The sequence below is a fragment of the Oryzobacter terrae genome (assembly GCF_042756445.1).
In the GTDB taxonomy this organism is placed as follows: Bacteria; Actinomycetota; Actinomycetes; order Actinomycetales; family Dermatophilaceae; genus Oryzobacter; species Oryzobacter terrae.
Genome location: NZ_CP170578.1, coordinates 3,625,574 through 3,641,340 on the forward strand (window position 1 = coordinate 3,625,574; position 15,767 = coordinate 3,641,340).

Genomic DNA, 15,767 nt, shown 5'->3' on the forward strand with positions numbered 1-15,767 from the left:
GGGGCCAGCGGAAGCTGGCCCCATCCGTCGTTCTCGTTCCCGGCGTCCTCGGCGTCCGCGGCGTTCGCCCCTGCGGAACACCCCGCCGCCTGTCTTGACTCGTTCAAGAAAATCCGGCAGGGTCGACGCGTGACCCCGACGGCCGAGCTCGAGCAGCTGGTGCGCACGGCGGGGCTGCGCGTCACGCAGCCGCGGCTCGCCGTCCTCGCCGCCGTCCACGAGCGGCCGCACGCCGACACCGACAGCCTCATCGGCGCGGTCCGGTCCCGGCTGCCCGCGGTCTCGCACCAGGCGGTCTACGACGGCCTCGCGGCGCTGACCCGGGCCGGCCTGCTCCGGCGGATCCAGCCGGCCGGCTCCGTCGCGCGCTACGAGGCCCGCATCGGCGACAACCACCACCACCTCGTGTGCCGGACCTGCGGCGTCATCGTCGACGTCGACTGCGCGACGGGGCAGGCACCCTGCCTGCACGCCTCCGACGCCCACGGCTTCGCCGTCGACGAGGCCGAGGTCGTCTACTGGGGCCGGTGCCCCGACTGCCTCGCCGCCGCCCCCTGACCGACCCACACGGACCCACCCCGGCCCCTGACCCACCAGACCGCACGACCGACCGCAGCACCCTCACCGAACAGGAGATGGACGACCGTGACCGACCAGCAGCAGGGCGTGACCGAGCAGGGCAGCGAGAGCGAGAACCCCGCGATCGACGCCCCCACCCCCAAGGGGACCCGACCCCGCACGAACAAGGACTGGTGGCCCGAGCAGCTCGACCTGTCGGTCCTGCACCACCACTCGCCGAAGGCCGACCCGCTCGACCCCGGCTTCAGCTACCCCGAGGCCCTCAAGACCCTCGACGTCGACGCCCTCAAGGCCGACATCGTGCAGGTCATGCGGACCTCGCAGGACTGGTGGCCCGCCGACTTCGGCCACTACGGCGGCCTCTTCATCCGGATGAGCTGGCACGCCGCCGGTACCTACCGGATCGAGGACGGGCGCGGTGGCGCGGGCAGCGGCCAGCAGCGCTTCGCCCCGCTCAACTCCTGGCCCGACAACGCCAACCTCGACAAGGCCCGCCGCCTCCTGTGGCCCGTGAAGCAGAAGTACGGCCAGAGCGTCTCCTGGGCCGACCTGCTCGTCCTCGCCGGCAACGTCGCGCTCGAGGACATGGGGTTCGAGACCTTCGGTTTCGCCTTCGGTCGTGAGGACGTCTGGGAGCCCGAGGAGGTCTTCTGGGGTCCCGAGGACACCTGGCTCGGCGACGAGCGCTACAGCGGCGACCGCGAGCTCGGCGAGAACCTCGGCGCGGTCCAGATGGGCCTAATCTACGTCAACCCCGAGGGCCCCAACGGCGAGCCCGACCCGCTGAAGTCCGCCCGCGACATCCGCGAGACGTTCCGCCGGATGGCGATGAACGACGAGGAGACCGTCGCCCTCATCGCCGGTGGGCACAGCTTCGGCAAGACCCACGGCGCCGGGGACCCCGACCTCGTCGGGACCGAGCCCGAGGGCTGCCCCGTCCACGCCCAGGGACTGGGCTGGAAGAGCCTGCACGGCTCCGGCAAGGGTCGCGACACCATCACCTCCGGCCTCGAGGTGACGTGGACCCAGACCCCGACCCAGTGGAGCAACAAGTTCTTCGAGAACCTCTTCGGCTTCGAGTGGGAGCTCGTCAAGAGCCCCGCCGGCGCGAACCAGTGGCAGGCCAAGGACGGCGCGGGGGCCAACACCTTCCCCGACCCCGAGGACGGCTCGCTCACCCGCCCGCCGACGATGCTCACGACCGACCTGGCCCTGCGGATCGACCCCGAGTACGAGAAGATCTCGCGCCGCTTCCTCGACAACCCCGACCAGTTCGCCGACGTGTTCGCCCGCGCCTGGTACAAGCTCCTCCACCGCGACATGGGCCCGATCGAGCGCTACCTCGGCCCGTGGGTCCCCGAGGCCCAGCCGTGGCAGGACCCCGTGCCGGCCGTCGACCACGACCTCGTGTCCGACGACGACGTCGCCGCCCTCAAGGAGGCCGTCCTGGCCACCGGGCTCACCGTCCAGCAGCTCGTGCGCACCGCGTGGGCGTCGGCGGCGAGCTTCCGCGGCAGCGACAAGCGCGGCGGGGCCAACGGCGCGCGGATCCGGCTGGAGCCGCAGCGCAGCTGGGAGTCCACCGACACCGCCGAGCTCGACACGGTCCTCGAGGCGCTCGAGCGGGTCAAGGCCGACTTCGACGGCAAGGGCGGCGCGAAGGTCTCGATCGCGGACCTCATCGTCCTCGCGGGGTCCGCGGCGGTCGAGAAGGCCGCCCGCGACGCCGGCCACGACGTCACGGTGCCCTTCCACGCCGGCCGCACCGACGCCACCCAGGAGTCGACCGACGTCGAGTCCTTCCGCGTCCTGCAGCCGCGCGCCGACGGGTTCCGCAGCTACCTGCGCCCCGGCGAGAAGCTCTCGCCCGAGACGCTCCTCCTCGACCGCGCGAACCTGCTGACGCTCACCGCGCCGGAGATGACCGTGCTCGTCGGCGGCCTGCGGGCCATCGGCGCCAACGTCGGCGACTCGCCCCTCGGCGTGCTCACCGAGCGCAGGGGACAGCTGACCAACGACTTCTTCCGCACCCTGCTGACGCCGGGCACGGAGTGGTCGACGTCGGGTGCGGACGAGAACGTCTACGACGGCAAGGACCTCGCCACCGGCGAGATCCGCTGGACCGCCACCGCGGTCGACCTCGTCTTCGGCTCGCACGCCCAGCTGCGCGCGATCTCGGAGGTCTACGCCAGCGACGACGCGGGCGAGAAGTTCGTCCGCGACTTCGTCGCCGCGTGGGTCAAGGTCATGGAGCTCGACCGCTTCGACCTCCACCGCTGACCCACACGGCAGCAGCGCACGGGCGGCGTCCGGCTCAGTCGGGCCAGACGCCGCTCGTGCCGCGTCGGTGCGAGCCGAGGAGGTGGGTGTCGACGATGCCGACCGCCTCCATCAGCGCGTACATCGTCGTCGGACCGACGAAGGCGAAGCCCTTGCGCTTGAGGGCCCTGGACAGGGCCAGCGACTCGGGCGAGCTCGTGGGGACGTCGGCGTAGGTCCGTGGTCGGGGGGTGTCGGCGGGCCGGAAGGACCAGACGAAGGCCGCGAGGTCGCCCTCGGGGTCGTCGCGCAGCGCCACGGTGGCCCGGGCGTTGGTGACCGTCGCGAGGACCTTGGCGCGGTTGCGCACGATGCCGGCGTCGGCCATGAGCCGCTCGACGTCGGCGTCCTCGTAGGCGGCCACGACCTCGGGGTCGAAGCCGTGGAAGGCCTCACGGAAGGCGGGGCGCTTGCGCAGGATCGTCGCCCACGACAGTCCCGACTGGAACGCCTCGAGGGACAGGCGCTCGAACAGGCCCCGCTCGTCGCGCACCGGCATCCCCCACTCGGTGTCGTAGTACTCGCGCAGCATCGGGTCGGTGGCGGCCCACGTGGGACGGGCGAGCCCGTCGTCGCCGACGACGACCCCGAGCTCGCTCACGGCGTCCTCACGACCGGCGGAGGGTGACGATGGGGACCTCCGGCCGGGCGAGGACCCGGATGGCCGGCCCCCAGGCGCCGACGCCGCGCGAGGTGACGACCGGCGTGCCCGCGACGACCGCGAGCCCGTCGAGCATCGGCTGCTGGAGCGGCACGAGGTGGTTCAGCGGCCACATCTGGCCGCCGTGGGTGTGCCCGGAGAGCTGGAGGTCGACGTCGCGGCCCTCGAGGGCGAACGCCTGCCGCGGCTGGTGGGCGACGAGCATCGTGTAGCCCGCCGGGTCGGACCCGGCGAGGGCGGCGTCGACGTCGGGAGCCCACTCGCCCTCACCCTCGAGGTCGTGGACCCCGGCGAGCGTGATGGTGGCACCGTCGCGCTCGAGCGGGACCGACCGGTTGCGGAGCATCTGCAGGCCGATGGCGTCGAACGCGCGCAGCCAGTTGGCGGTGTCGCGGTACATCTCGTGGTTGCCCGTCGTGGCGTAGACGCCGAGCGGGGCCTCGAGGTCGGCCAGGGGCGCGATCTCGGGGGCGTACCGGTCGGCCTTGCCGTCGATGAGGTCGCCGGCGATGACGACGAGGTCGGGCTCCTGCGCGTTGACGAGGTCGACGGCCTCGCGGGTGAAGTCGGCGCTGCGCACGGCCCCGGCGTGCAGGTCGCTGACGAGGGCGACGCGCAACCCGTCGAACTCCTCGGGGAGGTCGGGCGAGGACGCCTCGACCTGCGTGACGGTGGGGTTGGCGGCCTCCCAGGCCCCGTAGCCGGTGGCCCCGACGGCCACGGCGACGACGAGCGGGGCGGCGAACCGGTTGAGCCGGCGCCGGCCGATCGCCCCGTGGTCGTGGCGCCACCGGACGAACCAGATGACGACGCTGGCCAGCCACACGGGGACGAGCCCGAGGAAGAGGTAGAGGTAGCTGGCCATGAAGGCCGAGCCGAGCCACACCCAGGGGCGCATCTGCGCGGGGGTGAACGTGCCGCCCCAGGCGTCGAAGGAGGCGAGCATCAGCGCGATGAGCGCCGCGATGAGCGCGGCCAGGACCCAGCGGACCCACGTGGCCCACTGCGGGGCGACGGCCACCCGGTGCCAGAGGAAGAAGGCGAACCCGCCGAGGACGACGGCGAGGACGAGGAGGGCCCAGCCGCTCATGCAGCGGCGGCCTCGAGGGCCGCCCGCACGTCGGCGGCGATCTCGGACGGCTCGGTGGTGGGGGAGTAGCGCTCGATGACCCGGCCGTCGCGGCCGACGAGGAACTTGGTGAAGTTCCACTTGATCCGGCCGCCGAGCAGGCCCTTCTTCTCGTTCTTGAGCCACTCGAAGAGCGGGTGCGCGTCGTCGCCGTTGACGTCGACCTTGGCGAACATCGGGAACGTCACGCCGTAGTTGACCTGGCAGAACTCGCCGATCTCCTCCTCGGTGCCGGGCTCCTGGCCGCCGAACTGGTTGCACGGGAAGCCGAGGACGACGAAGCCGTCGTCCTTGAGCTCGGCGTAGAGCTCCTCGAGGCCGGCGAGCTGCGGGGTGTAGCCGCACTGGCTCGCGGTGTTGACGACGAGGACGACGTCGCCCGCGTACTCGGCGAGCGGGCGCTCCTGGCCGGTGAGGGTGGCGGCGGTGAAGTCGGAGAGGGAGGTCATGCCCACATCGTCACACGCGTGCCCGACACCGGCCGCCTCGACGCCGCGGACCGGCCGCAGGTTCGACAGGCGCGGCCGTCATAGCCTTGAGGACGTGCCGTCCCCCACGCCGCTCGACGTCGACGTCCTCGTCGTCGGCGCGGGCATCTCGGGGGTCGACGTCGCGTGCCGGTTGGCCCGGCACCGCCCGCAGGACGTGTGGGCCGTGCTCGAGGCCCGGGACGCCCCGGGCGGGACGTGGGACCTGTTCCGCTACCCGGGGGTGCGCTCGGACTCGGACATGTACACGCTGGGCTTCCCGTTCCGGCCGTGGCGGGGCAACGGGTCGTTCGCGACGGCGGCGCAGATCCGCGACTACGTCCGCGAGACCGCCGACGCCTTCGGGGTGACCGAGCGGACCCACCTCGGCCAGCGGGTGGAGCGGCTGGAGTGGTCGTCGCAGACGGAGCGGTGGACGGTAACGGCGCGGACGTCCTCGGGGGTCGTGGAGCACTCGGCGCGGTTCGTCTACCTCGCGACGGGCTACTACTCGTACGAGTCGCCGCACGTCGTGGACTTCCCCGGGGTGGCGGACTTCGCCGGCCCGGTGGTCCACCCGCAGCACTGGCCCGCCGAGGGGCTCGACGTCGAGGGGAGGCGGGTCGTCGTCATCGGCAGCGGCGCCACCGCCGTGACGCTCGTGCCGGCGCTCGTCGCGCAGGGCGCGGGCCACGTGACGATGCTCCAGCGCAGCCCGAGCTACGTCGCGGCGCTGCCCGACCACGACCCCGTCGCCGACGGGTTGCGGCGGGTCCTGCCCGCCGGGGCGGCGCACCGGGTGGTCCGGGGGAAGAACGTCGCCCTCTCGCTCGCGGCGTACCGGGTGCTGCGGCGGTGGCCGGCGTGGGGAGCGCGGCTGCTGCGCGACCGGGTCGCCTCGCGCCTGCCGGGCGACTTCGACGTCGCGACGCACTTCACCCCGCGCTACGACCCGTGGGACGAGCGCCTGTGCATCGCTCCCGACGGGGACCTCCTCGACGTCATCGCCGACGGCCGGGCGTCCGTCGTCACCGACACCGTCGAGCGCTTCGAGCGCGACGGGGTGCGGCTGGGGTCGGGGTCGCACCTGCCCGCCGACGTCGTCGTCACCGCGACCGGCCTGCGCCTGCAGTTCGGCGGGGGAGCGGAGGTGCTCGTCGACGGCCGGGTCGTCGACATCGCCGCCGGCCACGTCTACAAGGGGCTGATGCTCTCGGACGTCCCGAACCTCGCGATGTCGGTCGGCTACACCAACGCCTCGTGGACCCTGCGCGCCGACCTGTCGGCCCGCTGGTTCTGCTCGCTGCTGGGCCACCTCGAGCGCACCGGCCGGACCGTCGCGGTGCCGCGCTACCCCGTCGAGGGGGAGTCGGGCACGGACGACGCCCCGCTCCTCGACCTCACCTCGGGCTACATCCGCCGTGGCGCGCACCTCCTGCCGCGGCAGGGCCGGCGGCGGCCGTGGCGGGTCGTCCAGAGCTACCCCTACGACCTGGCCGTGATGCGCGCGGGCCGGATCGACGACGGGCACCTCGAGCTGCGCTGACGGAGCTGCGCGCCCGTCCTCAGGTGAGGTCCGCGAGGACGGCGACGAGCGCGACGAGTGCCGCACGCGCCTCCTCGCCCTCCCGGTCGAGCTCGTCGAGCCACGTCACGGCGAGGTCGTGCAGCCGGGGGTCGAGGGTCCGGAGGACCTCGCGGCCGGCGGTCGTCACGCTGGCCCGGCGCTCGCGGGCGTCGCGCCACGACTGCTCCCTCTCGATGAGGCCGCGCGACTCGAGGCGCCCGAGGACCTGCGACACCCGCTGCGGCGTCAGGCGGAGGTAGGCCGCGAGGTTGGAGCCGGCGGACGGCTTGCGGGCGACCCGCCGCAGGACGTCGCACTCGGTGGGGGTCAGCACCGGGACGCAGGCCCGTCCGGCGCGCGCGACGTCGGCGTCCACCGCGGCGCTCGCCTGGCGCAGCAGGAGCGCGAGGTTCGCGAGGTCGTCGGGGTCCGGTCGCTCCCAGCGGCGGTCGAGGGCGACGCCCCGGCCGTAGCGGCCGACGAGGTGCTCCTGCAGCCTGACCCAGGGCGCGTTGAACTCGCGCTCGGATGACGGAACGCCGCGGCGCTCCATCCACGTCTGCGACCTCTCGCCCACCGTTCCCCCCGGACCTCGACGAACCGCCAGCATGCCCGACCCGCAGTCATCGCCTGGCCGTCATCCACAGGTGCGCACGGCGACGGCGAGGCGACGCCGAGGGTGACGAAGCGGGCGAGGGCGAGGGCGACGACGATGGTGACGGCGAGGCGACGGCCACGACGATGGTGACGGCGAGGGCGACGGCGACGCTCGGGACCGTCAGCACCGACAACAGCCTCGGCCTGCCCCGACACAGGTGCTCTCCTGAAGCCGTCAACCGGGTGGATCGATCGATCCACCCGGTTGACCGTTTCGTCGGTGGATCGATCGATCCAGCGGGTTGACCTTCACGTCGCTGGATTGATCGATCAAGTGGGTTGAACAGTTGTGGGGAGGGTGGTGTGGAGGGCTCCGCCGGGGTTCGGGGTCGAGATGAGGGCCTGGCCGGGTCCGGTTCGCGATGAGGACCTGGCCAGCCTGTCCGAGGTCCGGGTTCGGTATGAGGGCCTGGCCGGGGTCCGGGTCGCGTTCAGGGGTGGGCATGGCTGGCTCGTGTTCTGACGGCGGGGTGGTGAGGTGCGACACCCGAACCGGCGGATCGGCGGGCGTGGGCGGCAGGATGCGGCGGATGAGCGCCGACGTCGTCCTCCTCGCCGCCGTGGTCGCCACCGCCGGCGTGGCGCTGCTCGACTGGTGGGCCGTGGCCCGGCGCCACCGGCGGACCGAGGGGTGGGCCAAGCCGGCCGTCATGGTCGGGCTCCTCGCCGTCGCCCTCGCACTCGGCGCCGCGGACTCGACGGCCGGGCGCCTCGTCCTCGTCGCCCTCGTCCTCGGGATGGTCGGTGACGTGCTCCTCCTCGAGGACACCGAGCCCCGCTTCCTCGGCGGGCTTGCCGCGTTCCTCGTCGGCCACCTCGCCTGGGTCGGCGCCTTCGTCGCGAGCGGCCTCGACCGCCCCGGCCTGGCGTGGGTCGGCGCCGCCGTGCTCGTCGTCGCGCTCGCGGCGGGTCGCCGCATCCTCCCGGCCGCGCTCGCGGAGGGCGGCGTCGTCCTCGCCGGGGCCGTCGCGGCCTACATGGTCGTCATCGGCGCGATGGCGGTCCTGGGCTGGGCGACCGGCGACGTCCTCGTCGGGCTCGGCGCGGCCCTCTTCGTCGTCAGCGACACCGTCCTCGCCCTCGGGAAGTTCGTCCGCGAGCGGCCCTGGACCCGGCCGGTCGTCGTCGTCACCTACCACCTGGCCCAGGCCTTCCTCGTCGCCGGACTGGTCGGCTGACCACCGGAACCAGACGGCCCCGACCGGACCCGCTGCGATACCCTGACGACGTGACGAGGTTCCTGCTGCTTACCTAGCCGCGCCGGCCCCGAGGCCACGCGCGGCAGCCCCTCCTGCGTGAGGGGCTTTTTCATGGGCGCAGACCGAACGAGACGACGACGAGGACACGATGAGCGAGACCCCGCACCGGTACACGGCCGAGCTGGCCGGCGAGATCGAGGTCGCCTGGCAGGACCGCTGGGAGCAGCGCGGGACCTACCACGCGCCGAACCCGGCCGGACCGTGGGCCGACCCGCAGGGCGTCGCCGCGCACCCCGAGGGCCACCTGCTCGTCCTCGACATGTTCCCGTACCCGAGCGGGGCCGGCCTGCACGTCGGCCACCCGCTGGGCTACATCGCCACCGACGTCGTCGCCCGGTTCAACCGGATGCTCGGCAAGAACGTCCTGCACTGCCTGGGCTACGACGCCTTCGGCCTGCCCGCCGAGCAGTACGCCGTCCAGACGGGCCAGCACCCCCGCACGACGACCGAGGACAACATCGTCATCATGGCGCGCCAGCTGCGTCGCCTCGGCCTCGGCCACGACGACCGCCGCGCCATCCGGACCATCGACCCCGAGTACTACCGCTGGACCCAGTGGATCTTCCTCCAGATCTTCGAGTCCTGGTATGACGCCGAGGCCGTGCGACCCGACGGCGGCCGGGGCGGCGCCCGGCCCATCGGCGAGCTCGTCGAGGAGTACCGCAGCGGGCGCCGCCCCCTGCCCGCCGACGACGGCCGGGCCTGGGACGACCTGTCCGCGCCCGAGCGCGCCGCCATCATCGACGGCCAGCGCCTGGCGTACACGAGCGAGGCCCCCGTCAACTGGTGCCCGGGACTGGGCACGGTGCTCTCGAACGAGGAGGTCACCAACGAGGGCCGCTCCGAGCGCGGCAACTTCCCCGTGTTCCGCCGCAACCTGCGCCAGTGGATGATGCGGATCACCGCGTACTCCGACCGCCTCGCCGACGACCTCGACCGGGTCGACTGGCCCGAGAAGGTCAAGGCGATGCAGCGGAACTGGATCGGCCGCAGTCACGGCGCCCGGGTCACCTTCCCCGTCGTGACCGACGGTGTCCCGACCGGTGCGGAGGCCGTCGGGGTCCCCGCCGCGCCCGGCACCGGCATCGAGGTCTTCACCACGCGTCCCGACACCCTGTTCGGCGCGACGTTCATGGTCCTCGCGCCCGAGCACCCGCTCGTCGACGAGCTCGTCCCCGCCGGCGGCTGGCCCGAGGGCACCAAGGACGCCTGGAAGGGTGGAGCGGCCACCCCGGCGGAGGCCGTCGACGCCTACCGCCGGGCCGCCACGCGCAAGAACGACGTCGAGCGCCAGAGCGAGGGCAAGGACAAGACGGGCGTCTTCACCGGGGGCTGGGCGGTCAACCCCGTCACCGGCACGACCGTCCCCGTCTTCGTCGCCGACTACGTCCTCATGGGGTACGGCACCGGCGCGATCATGGCCGTCCCCGGCCAGGACGAGCGCGACTGGGACTTCGCCACCGTCTTCGACCTCCCGAAGATCCGCACCGTGCAGCCCGGCGAGGGCCACGACGAGACGACGGCCTTCACCGGCGAGGGGCCGGCCGTCAACTCCGCGAACGCCGAGATCAGCCTCGACGGGCTCGGGGTCACCGAGGCCAAGGCCACGATCACCCCGTGGCTCGAGGCACGCGGCATCGGCGAGCCGACCATCAGCTACAAGATCCGCGACTGGCTCTTCAGCCGCCAGCGCTACTGGGGCGAGCCCTTCCCGGTCGTCTTCGACGAGGACGGCGTGGCCCACGGCGTCCCCGACGCGATGCTGCCCGTCGAGCTGCCCGACGTCCCCGACTACAGCCCGAAGACCTACGACCCCGAGGACGCCGGCAGCGAGCCCGAGCCGCCGCTGTCGCGGGTCCAGGAGTGGGTCGAGGTCGACCTCGACCTCGGCGACGGCCGGGGGACCCGGCGCTACCGCCGCGAGACGAACACGATGCCCAACTGGGCGGGGTCCTGCTGGTACTACCTGCGCTACCTCGACCCGGCGAACGCCGACGCCCTCGTCGACCCCGCCAACGAGGAGTACTGGATGGGGCCGCGTGCCGAGCCCGTCGCCGGGGCGCCCGCCGGCACCCGCGACCCGGGGGGCGTCGACCTCTACGTCGGTGGCGTCGAGCACGCCGTGCTCCACCTGCTCTACGCACGCTTCTGGCACAAGGTCCTCCACGACCTGGGCCACCTCAGCAGCGACGAGCCGTTCCGCACCTACTTCAGCCAGGGCTACATCCAGGCCGCCGCCTTCCGCGACGACCGGGGCCAGCCGGTGGAGGCCAAGGAGGTCGAGGAGGCCTCCGACGGGTCGTTCAGCTGGAACGGGGAGCCGGTGACCCGCGAGTTCGGCAAGATCGGCAAGTCGCTCAAGAACATGATCAGCCCCGACGAGATGTACGCGTCGTACGGGGCCGACACCTTCCGCCTCTACGAGATGGGCCTCGGCCCGCTCGAGCAGAGCAAGCCGTGGGACACCCGCGCCGTCGTCGGGAGCCAGCGCTTCCTCCAGCGGCTGTGGCGCAACGTCGTCTCCGAGGAGACCGGCGAGGTCACCGTCGTCGACGCCCCGATGGACGACGCCACCGCGCGCGTGCTGCACCGCACCATCGACGCCGTGCGCACCGACTACGGCTCGCTCGGCTTCAACACCGCGATCGCCCGCCTCACCGAGCTCAACAACGCCCTGACCAAGCTCGGCGGCGGGGTGCCCCGCGAGGCCGCGGAGCAGATCGTCCTCATGGTCGCGCCGCTCGCCCCGCACATCGCGGAGGAGCTGTGGGCGCGCCTCGGGCACGAGGAGTCGCTCGTCCACCACGCCTTCCCGGTGGCGGACCCGGCGCTGCTCGTCGAGGAGACGGTGACCTGCGTCGTGCAGGTGCGCGGCAAGGTCAAGGACCGCCTCGAGGTCCCCGGCGACATCACCGAGGACGCCCTGCGCGAGCTCGCCCTGGCGAGCCCCAAGGTCCAGGCGGCCCTGGAGAACGGGGTGCGCACCGTCATCGTGCGCGCCCCCAAGCTCGTCAACGTCGTCCCCGCCTGAGGGCGTCCCGCACCGGGTGGGGCCTGCACAAGTTCGGGGTCACCCCGAACTTGTGCGCTCCACCCCGGTTGTGAACCCGGGTGGAGCGCGCACAACCGGGGCAGGGCCGACGGAACGCGGCCCGCGCACGCACACCCGCGTCTCGGGTCGTGGACCCCTGATGACGACCCCCCACCGTCCGCTCCTACACTCGTCGGCGTAGGTCATGAGTGCGTGCGACAAGCCCCGGCTCGCATGCCAGCAACCCTCCTCCGCGGTGGGGTGCTCCGGGTGACGACCTGGTCGGCGACCCCTTCGGCGCCGGCAAGCGCGGATCCCGGGAGCACCCGAGGTCCACCGAGACGTCGGAGACCACCGTGTCGATCGCCAGCACCCCTCCCTCCTTCCACCGCCGCCCGTGGCTGCACGCCGTGCCCGAGCGCCTGCCCGCCGTCGTGCGCGCCGACCTCGTCCCCACCCTCAGCGGTGACCACCTCGACTACGCCAACCTCGACCACGCCGCCTCCACCCCGGCCCTCGAGCGCGTCGTGCGCGCCGTCGAGAACGCCACCGCCACCTACTCCAGCGTCCACCGCGGCACCGGGTGGCTCAGCAGGGTGACGAGCGCGCACTACGAGGCCGCCCGCGAGGAGGTCGCCCGCTTCGTCGGCGCCCGGGAGGACGACGTCGTCGTCTTCACCCGCAACACCACCGACGCGGTCAACCTCCTCGCCCGCTCCCTCCCGCGCGACACGGACGTCGTCGTCTTCTCCTCCGAGCACCACGCGACCCTGCTCCCGTGGCGCACCAGGGACACCGTCCGCCTGCCCGTCCCCGCGACCCCGCGCGACGCCGAGGCCCTCCTCGAGGACGCGCTGCGCCACCTCCCGCGCGGCACCGCCCGCCGACCCCGCCAGGCGCTCGTCGTCCTCACCTCGGCCTCCAACGTCACCGGCGAGCTGTGGCCCGTCGAGCGCCTGGCCGGCATCGCCCGCCGCCACGGCGCCCGCGTCCTGCTCGACGCCGCGCAGTCGGCCGCCCACCGGACCATCGACCTCGGTGCCCTCGACGTCGACTGGGTCGCCTTCTCCGGTCACAAGCTCCACGCCCCCTACGGCACCGGTGTCCTCGCCGGCCGGCGCGACTGGCTCGACGCCGCCGCGCCCTACCTTGCCGGCGGTGGCGCCACCGCCGAGGTCACCGAGACCGGGACGCGCTGGACCACCGGCGCCGCCCGCCACGAGGCCGGCAGCCCCAACGTCCTGGGGGCCGTGGCCCTGGCCGCCGCGTGCGCCACGATCCGCGAGCACCGCGCCGTCATCGCCGAGCACGAGGCCCGCCTCTCGGCCGCCCTGCTCACCGGGCTGCGCGCCATCGAGGGGGTCACCACCTACTCGATCTTCGGTGACGACCACGACCGCGGACCCGTCGCCACGTTCACCGTCGACGGCCTCGACAGCGGGCTCGTCGCCGCGGCGCTGTCCGCGGAGCACGGCATCGGGGTGCGCGCCGGCAAGTTCTGCGCCCACCTCCTCGTCGACGCCCTCCTCGACGAGGACGACGCAGCGGTACCGCACGCCACCGCCGTCCGGGTCAGCGCGGGCATCGCCACCACCGATGAGCACGTCGAGCGGCTGCTGCGCGCCGTCGCCCAGCTGGCGGCCGAGGGCCCGGGCGCCGAGTACGTCGACCTCCCCGGCGAGGGCTGGGTCCCGGTCGACGACCCGCGCGAGCTGGACGTCGCCCTGCCCTGGTGACGGCGCTTCCCTCTCGACGTCACCGTCGGTCGCGGCGCTCCCGAACGATCCGGGCCGCCTCGGCGCGGTCGTCGGCGCCGAGCTTGAGCAGCACCGACGAGACGTAGTTCGCCACCGTCTTCGGGGCCAGGCCCAAGCGGGCGGCGATGACGGGGTTCGTCAGCCCGCGGCCGACGAGGTCGGCGATGACCAGCTCGCGCGGCGTCAGGCCACCGGGGAGGGCGGCGGCCGTGACGTCCGCGGAACCATCGGCAGCACCGAACCGCGGTCGCTCGACGCCGCCGTCGATCCACAGGGCCCCCGTCGTGGCGGCCTCCACCGCGGCGACGATCTGGCCCGGTTCCGCGTGCTTGCCGACGTAGCCGGTCGCGCCGGCGCGCAGGGCGCGGGCCACTGACGCCTCGTCGCCGAAGAGGGTCACGACGACGACGGCCACCTCGGGGTGCTCGGCGGTGATCCGCGCGGTGGCCTCGAACCCGTTGCCGTCGGGCATGGCGAGGTCCATGAGGACGACCTCCGGGGCCGTGTCCCTGACGACGTCCACCGCTTCGCGACCGTTCGTGGCCTGTCCGACCACCTCGTGGCCCGACGCCTCGAGCAGGGCCACGAGGCCGCGCCGGAAGACGGGGTGGTCGTCGACGACGACGAGCCGCGTCACGGGGTCTCCAGCGGGAGGGTCACGCGCAGCACGCACCCCGGGCCGGTGCGGTCGTAGGCGGCCGACCCGCCCAGCTCGTCCGCCCTCTCGGCGATGGAGTGCATCCCGACGCCCGCGCGCACGTCGGCGGGCAGCCCGGGGCCGTCGTCGCGGACCTCGACATGCAAGAGGTCGACGTCTGTCCGCAGGACCACCCGGACCGACGACCCCGGAGCGTGGCGGCGGGCATTGCCCACGGCCTCCTGCACGATCCGCAGCGCCGCGAGGTCGACTGCGGCGGACAGGTCGAGGCCGTGGGGGGCGGTGACCTCCACGTCGTCGCCCCCCACCACCTCGCTCAGCGCGGCGACGAGGCCGTGGTCGTCGAGCACCGGCGGCCGCAGCCCGTAGGCCAGGGCCCGCGAGCGGGTCACGGCCTCGCGGATCTCGTCGTGGAGGCGGTGGGCGTCGGGCGAGCGGGTCGTCGTTGCCAAGGCGTAGGCGCTCAACGCGATGCCGGACAGCGTCGGTCCGAGGTCGTCGTGCAGCTCGCGCCGCAGCCGACGCCGTTCCTCCTCGCGCGCCGTGACGACCCGGGCGCGGGACTCGTGCAGCGCAAGGAGTGTGCGAGCCCCGTCCAGCGCGGGGGCCGCCTGGGCGACGAGCGCCTCGACGACGCGCCGGTCCCGACGGGTCAGGGCCGACTCGCTGCGTCGGGGCGCGAGCCCGAGCACGGCGATGGTCTCGCCGCGGTACTCGATGGGGACCCGGGTCGACCCGGGGCGGCCGACCTCGACGGCGGGGAACCACGTCCCGTCGATCCGGCCGCCGTCGAGGAACGCCGCACCCACGACCGCCTCGAGCACGACCCTCGGCGTCGCCCCGTGGTTCTCCGGCGCGTTGAGCGCAGCGAGCATCCGCGCGACCGCCCTCCCGGGGCTGGGCCGTCCCCGGTAGACGAGCCAGTCGGCGATGCGCAGGGCGCCCAGCGCGACCGGTGCCCCGGCGACGGCCACGGCCACGAGGGCCACCCAAGGCTCCCCGGGGAGTCCCAGCGCGAGGAGGCTGAGGACCCCGACGGTGAGGAGGACGGTCGTTGCGGCGTGCAGCGCGCGGTCGACGTCGAGGATCCCGGGAGCGACCATTCCCACGACGAGCGCGACGAGGACGGGGAGGATGGCGAGGTCGGCCGCGACCCGGCTCCCCACGCCTCCGACCCCGATCGTGCCGAAGGCCGCCTCGGTCGCCGCGTAGCCGGCGACGGTGAGGAGCGTGCCGAGGAGCACCCAGCGCGCCGACTCCCGTTCGCGGGTCGACGCCCGGCGGCGGTAGCGATGGACCGGCCCGGCGAGCAGCAGGACCTGGCTCATCGCGAACCAGGGCCACCACGACGTGTCGCCGAGCGCACCCCCGCTCACCAGCAGGCCGGCGGTGAGTGCTGCGCTGACGAGCACCGGTGCCACCATCCACCGGGGGGTGAACCGTCCGTCGGGGTAGGTCGCGAGGACGAGTGGGAAGACCGCGAACCACAGGGACGACGACCCGGGGGTCACCATGACGAGGCACAGGGCGACGACGGCGCCGGTGGCGACCCACCTCCGGGGATCGGTGCCGCGGGTGGCGGTGTGCCACACCACGACCGTGCTGAGGGCGAGCGCGGCCACGATGACCGTGACCTCGCTCGCCCTCAGCACGACCTGTGCGTCCATGCGCAGATCCTCGCGC

Annotated in this window: 12 protein-coding genes and 1 riboswitch; of the genes, 6 read left to right on the forward strand and 6 right to left on the reverse strand. The window is 73.7% G+C overall.

From position 1 onward, the window contains the following. The first annotated feature begins 129 nt into the window (after positions 1 to 129). Together ACFWN3_RS17350 and katG are read left to right on the forward strand one after the other, a co-directional pair. Positions 130 to 558 carry a Fur family transcriptional regulator gene (locus ACFWN3_RS17350; protein ID WP_377641765.1) on the forward strand — a complete coding sequence of 143 codons (429 nt, stop codon included), beginning with the start codon at positions 130 to 132 and terminating at the stop codon, positions 556 to 558. Positions 559 to 645: 87 nt separating this feature from the next. Next, entirely contained in the window at positions 646 to 2,859 is a 2,214-nt protein-coding gene (katG, locus tag ACFWN3_RS17355; RefSeq protein ID WP_377641766.1) for a catalase/peroxidase HPI, read from the forward strand. 34 nt (positions 2,860 to 2,893) lie between these two features. Here katG and ACFWN3_RS17360 read toward each other — a convergent pair whose 3' ends face one another. From ACFWN3_RS17360 to ACFWN3_RS17370, 3 genes are read right to left on the reverse strand one after another with little or no spacing between them, the layout of a single operon-like run. Then, positions 2,894 to 3,499, reverse strand: coding sequence for a DNA-3-methyladenine glycosylase I (locus tag ACFWN3_RS17360; protein ID WP_377641767.1), 606 nt, complete (start codon positions 3,497 to 3,499; stop codon positions 2,894 to 2,896). Between the two features lie 7 nt (positions 3,500 to 3,506). After that, positions 3,507 to 4,649 (reverse strand): metallophosphoesterase, encoded by a 1,143-nt coding sequence (locus ACFWN3_RS17365; RefSeq protein ID WP_377641769.1) that lies wholly within the window; start codon positions 4,647 to 4,649, stop codon positions 3,507 to 3,509. Next, positions 4,646 to 5,137, reverse strand: a complete 492-nt coding sequence (locus ACFWN3_RS17370) for a glutathione peroxidase (RefSeq protein WP_377641771.1) — start codon at positions 5,135 to 5,137, stop codon at positions 4,646 to 4,648. The genes ACFWN3_RS17365 and ACFWN3_RS17370 overlap by 4 nt, the downstream gene beginning before the upstream one ends. 94 nt (positions 5,138 to 5,231) lie before the next feature. Here ACFWN3_RS17370 and ACFWN3_RS17375 point away from each other — a divergent pair, with 94 nt between their 5' ends. Continuing rightward, complete coding sequence (locus ACFWN3_RS17375) at positions 5,232 to 6,701, forward strand: flavin-containing monooxygenase (RefSeq protein WP_377641773.1); 1,470 nt, start codon at positions 5,232 to 5,234, stop codon at positions 6,699 to 6,701. A gap of 19 nt (positions 6,702 to 6,720) precedes the next feature. Here ACFWN3_RS17375 and ACFWN3_RS17380 read toward each other — a convergent pair whose 3' ends face one another. After that, positions 6,721 to 7,299 (reverse strand): MarR family winged helix-turn-helix transcriptional regulator, encoded by a 579-nt coding sequence (locus ACFWN3_RS17380; RefSeq protein WP_377641774.1) that lies wholly within the window; start codon positions 7,297 to 7,299, stop codon positions 6,721 to 6,723. A 610-nt stretch (positions 7,300 to 7,909) separates the two neighbouring features. On the opposite strand from ACFWN3_RS17380, the gene ACFWN3_RS17385 reads away from it, so the two are divergent. The 3 genes from ACFWN3_RS17385 (at position 7,910) to ACFWN3_RS17395 (ending at position 13,405) form a co-directional block, all read left to right on the forward strand. Further along, positions 7,910 to 8,557, forward strand: coding sequence for a lysoplasmalogenase family protein (locus tag ACFWN3_RS17385; protein ID WP_377641776.1), 648 nt, complete (start codon positions 7,910 to 7,912; stop codon positions 8,555 to 8,557). 169 nt (positions 8,558 to 8,726) lie between these two features. Next, positions 8,727 to 11,669, forward strand: a complete 2,943-nt coding sequence (leuS, locus tag ACFWN3_RS17390; RefSeq protein WP_377641778.1) for a leucine--tRNA ligase — start codon at positions 8,727 to 8,729, stop codon at positions 11,667 to 11,669. A 201-nt stretch (positions 11,670 to 11,870) separates the two neighbouring features. After that, positions 11,871 to 11,985: riboswitch (SAM riboswitch) on the forward strand. Between the two features lie 40 nt (positions 11,986 to 12,025). Beyond that, positions 12,026 to 13,405 (forward strand): aminotransferase class V-fold PLP-dependent enzyme, encoded by a 1,380-nt coding sequence (locus ACFWN3_RS17395; RefSeq protein WP_377641779.1) that lies wholly within the window; start codon positions 12,026 to 12,028, stop codon positions 13,403 to 13,405. A 19-nt stretch (positions 13,406 to 13,424) separates the two neighbouring features. Here ACFWN3_RS17395 and ACFWN3_RS17400 read toward each other — a convergent pair whose 3' ends face one another. After that, on the reverse strand, positions 13,425 to 14,063 hold the full coding sequence (locus tag ACFWN3_RS17400; protein WP_377641781.1) for a response regulator: 639 nt from the start codon (positions 14,061 to 14,063) through the stop codon (positions 13,425 to 13,427). After that, entirely contained in the window at positions 14,060 to 15,751 is a 1,692-nt protein-coding gene (locus ACFWN3_RS17405; protein ID WP_377641783.1) for a sensor histidine kinase, read from the reverse strand. Before ACFWN3_RS17405 ends, ACFWN3_RS17400 begins: the two co-directional genes overlap by 4 nt. Positions 15,752 to 15,767: the final 16 nt, after the last annotated feature.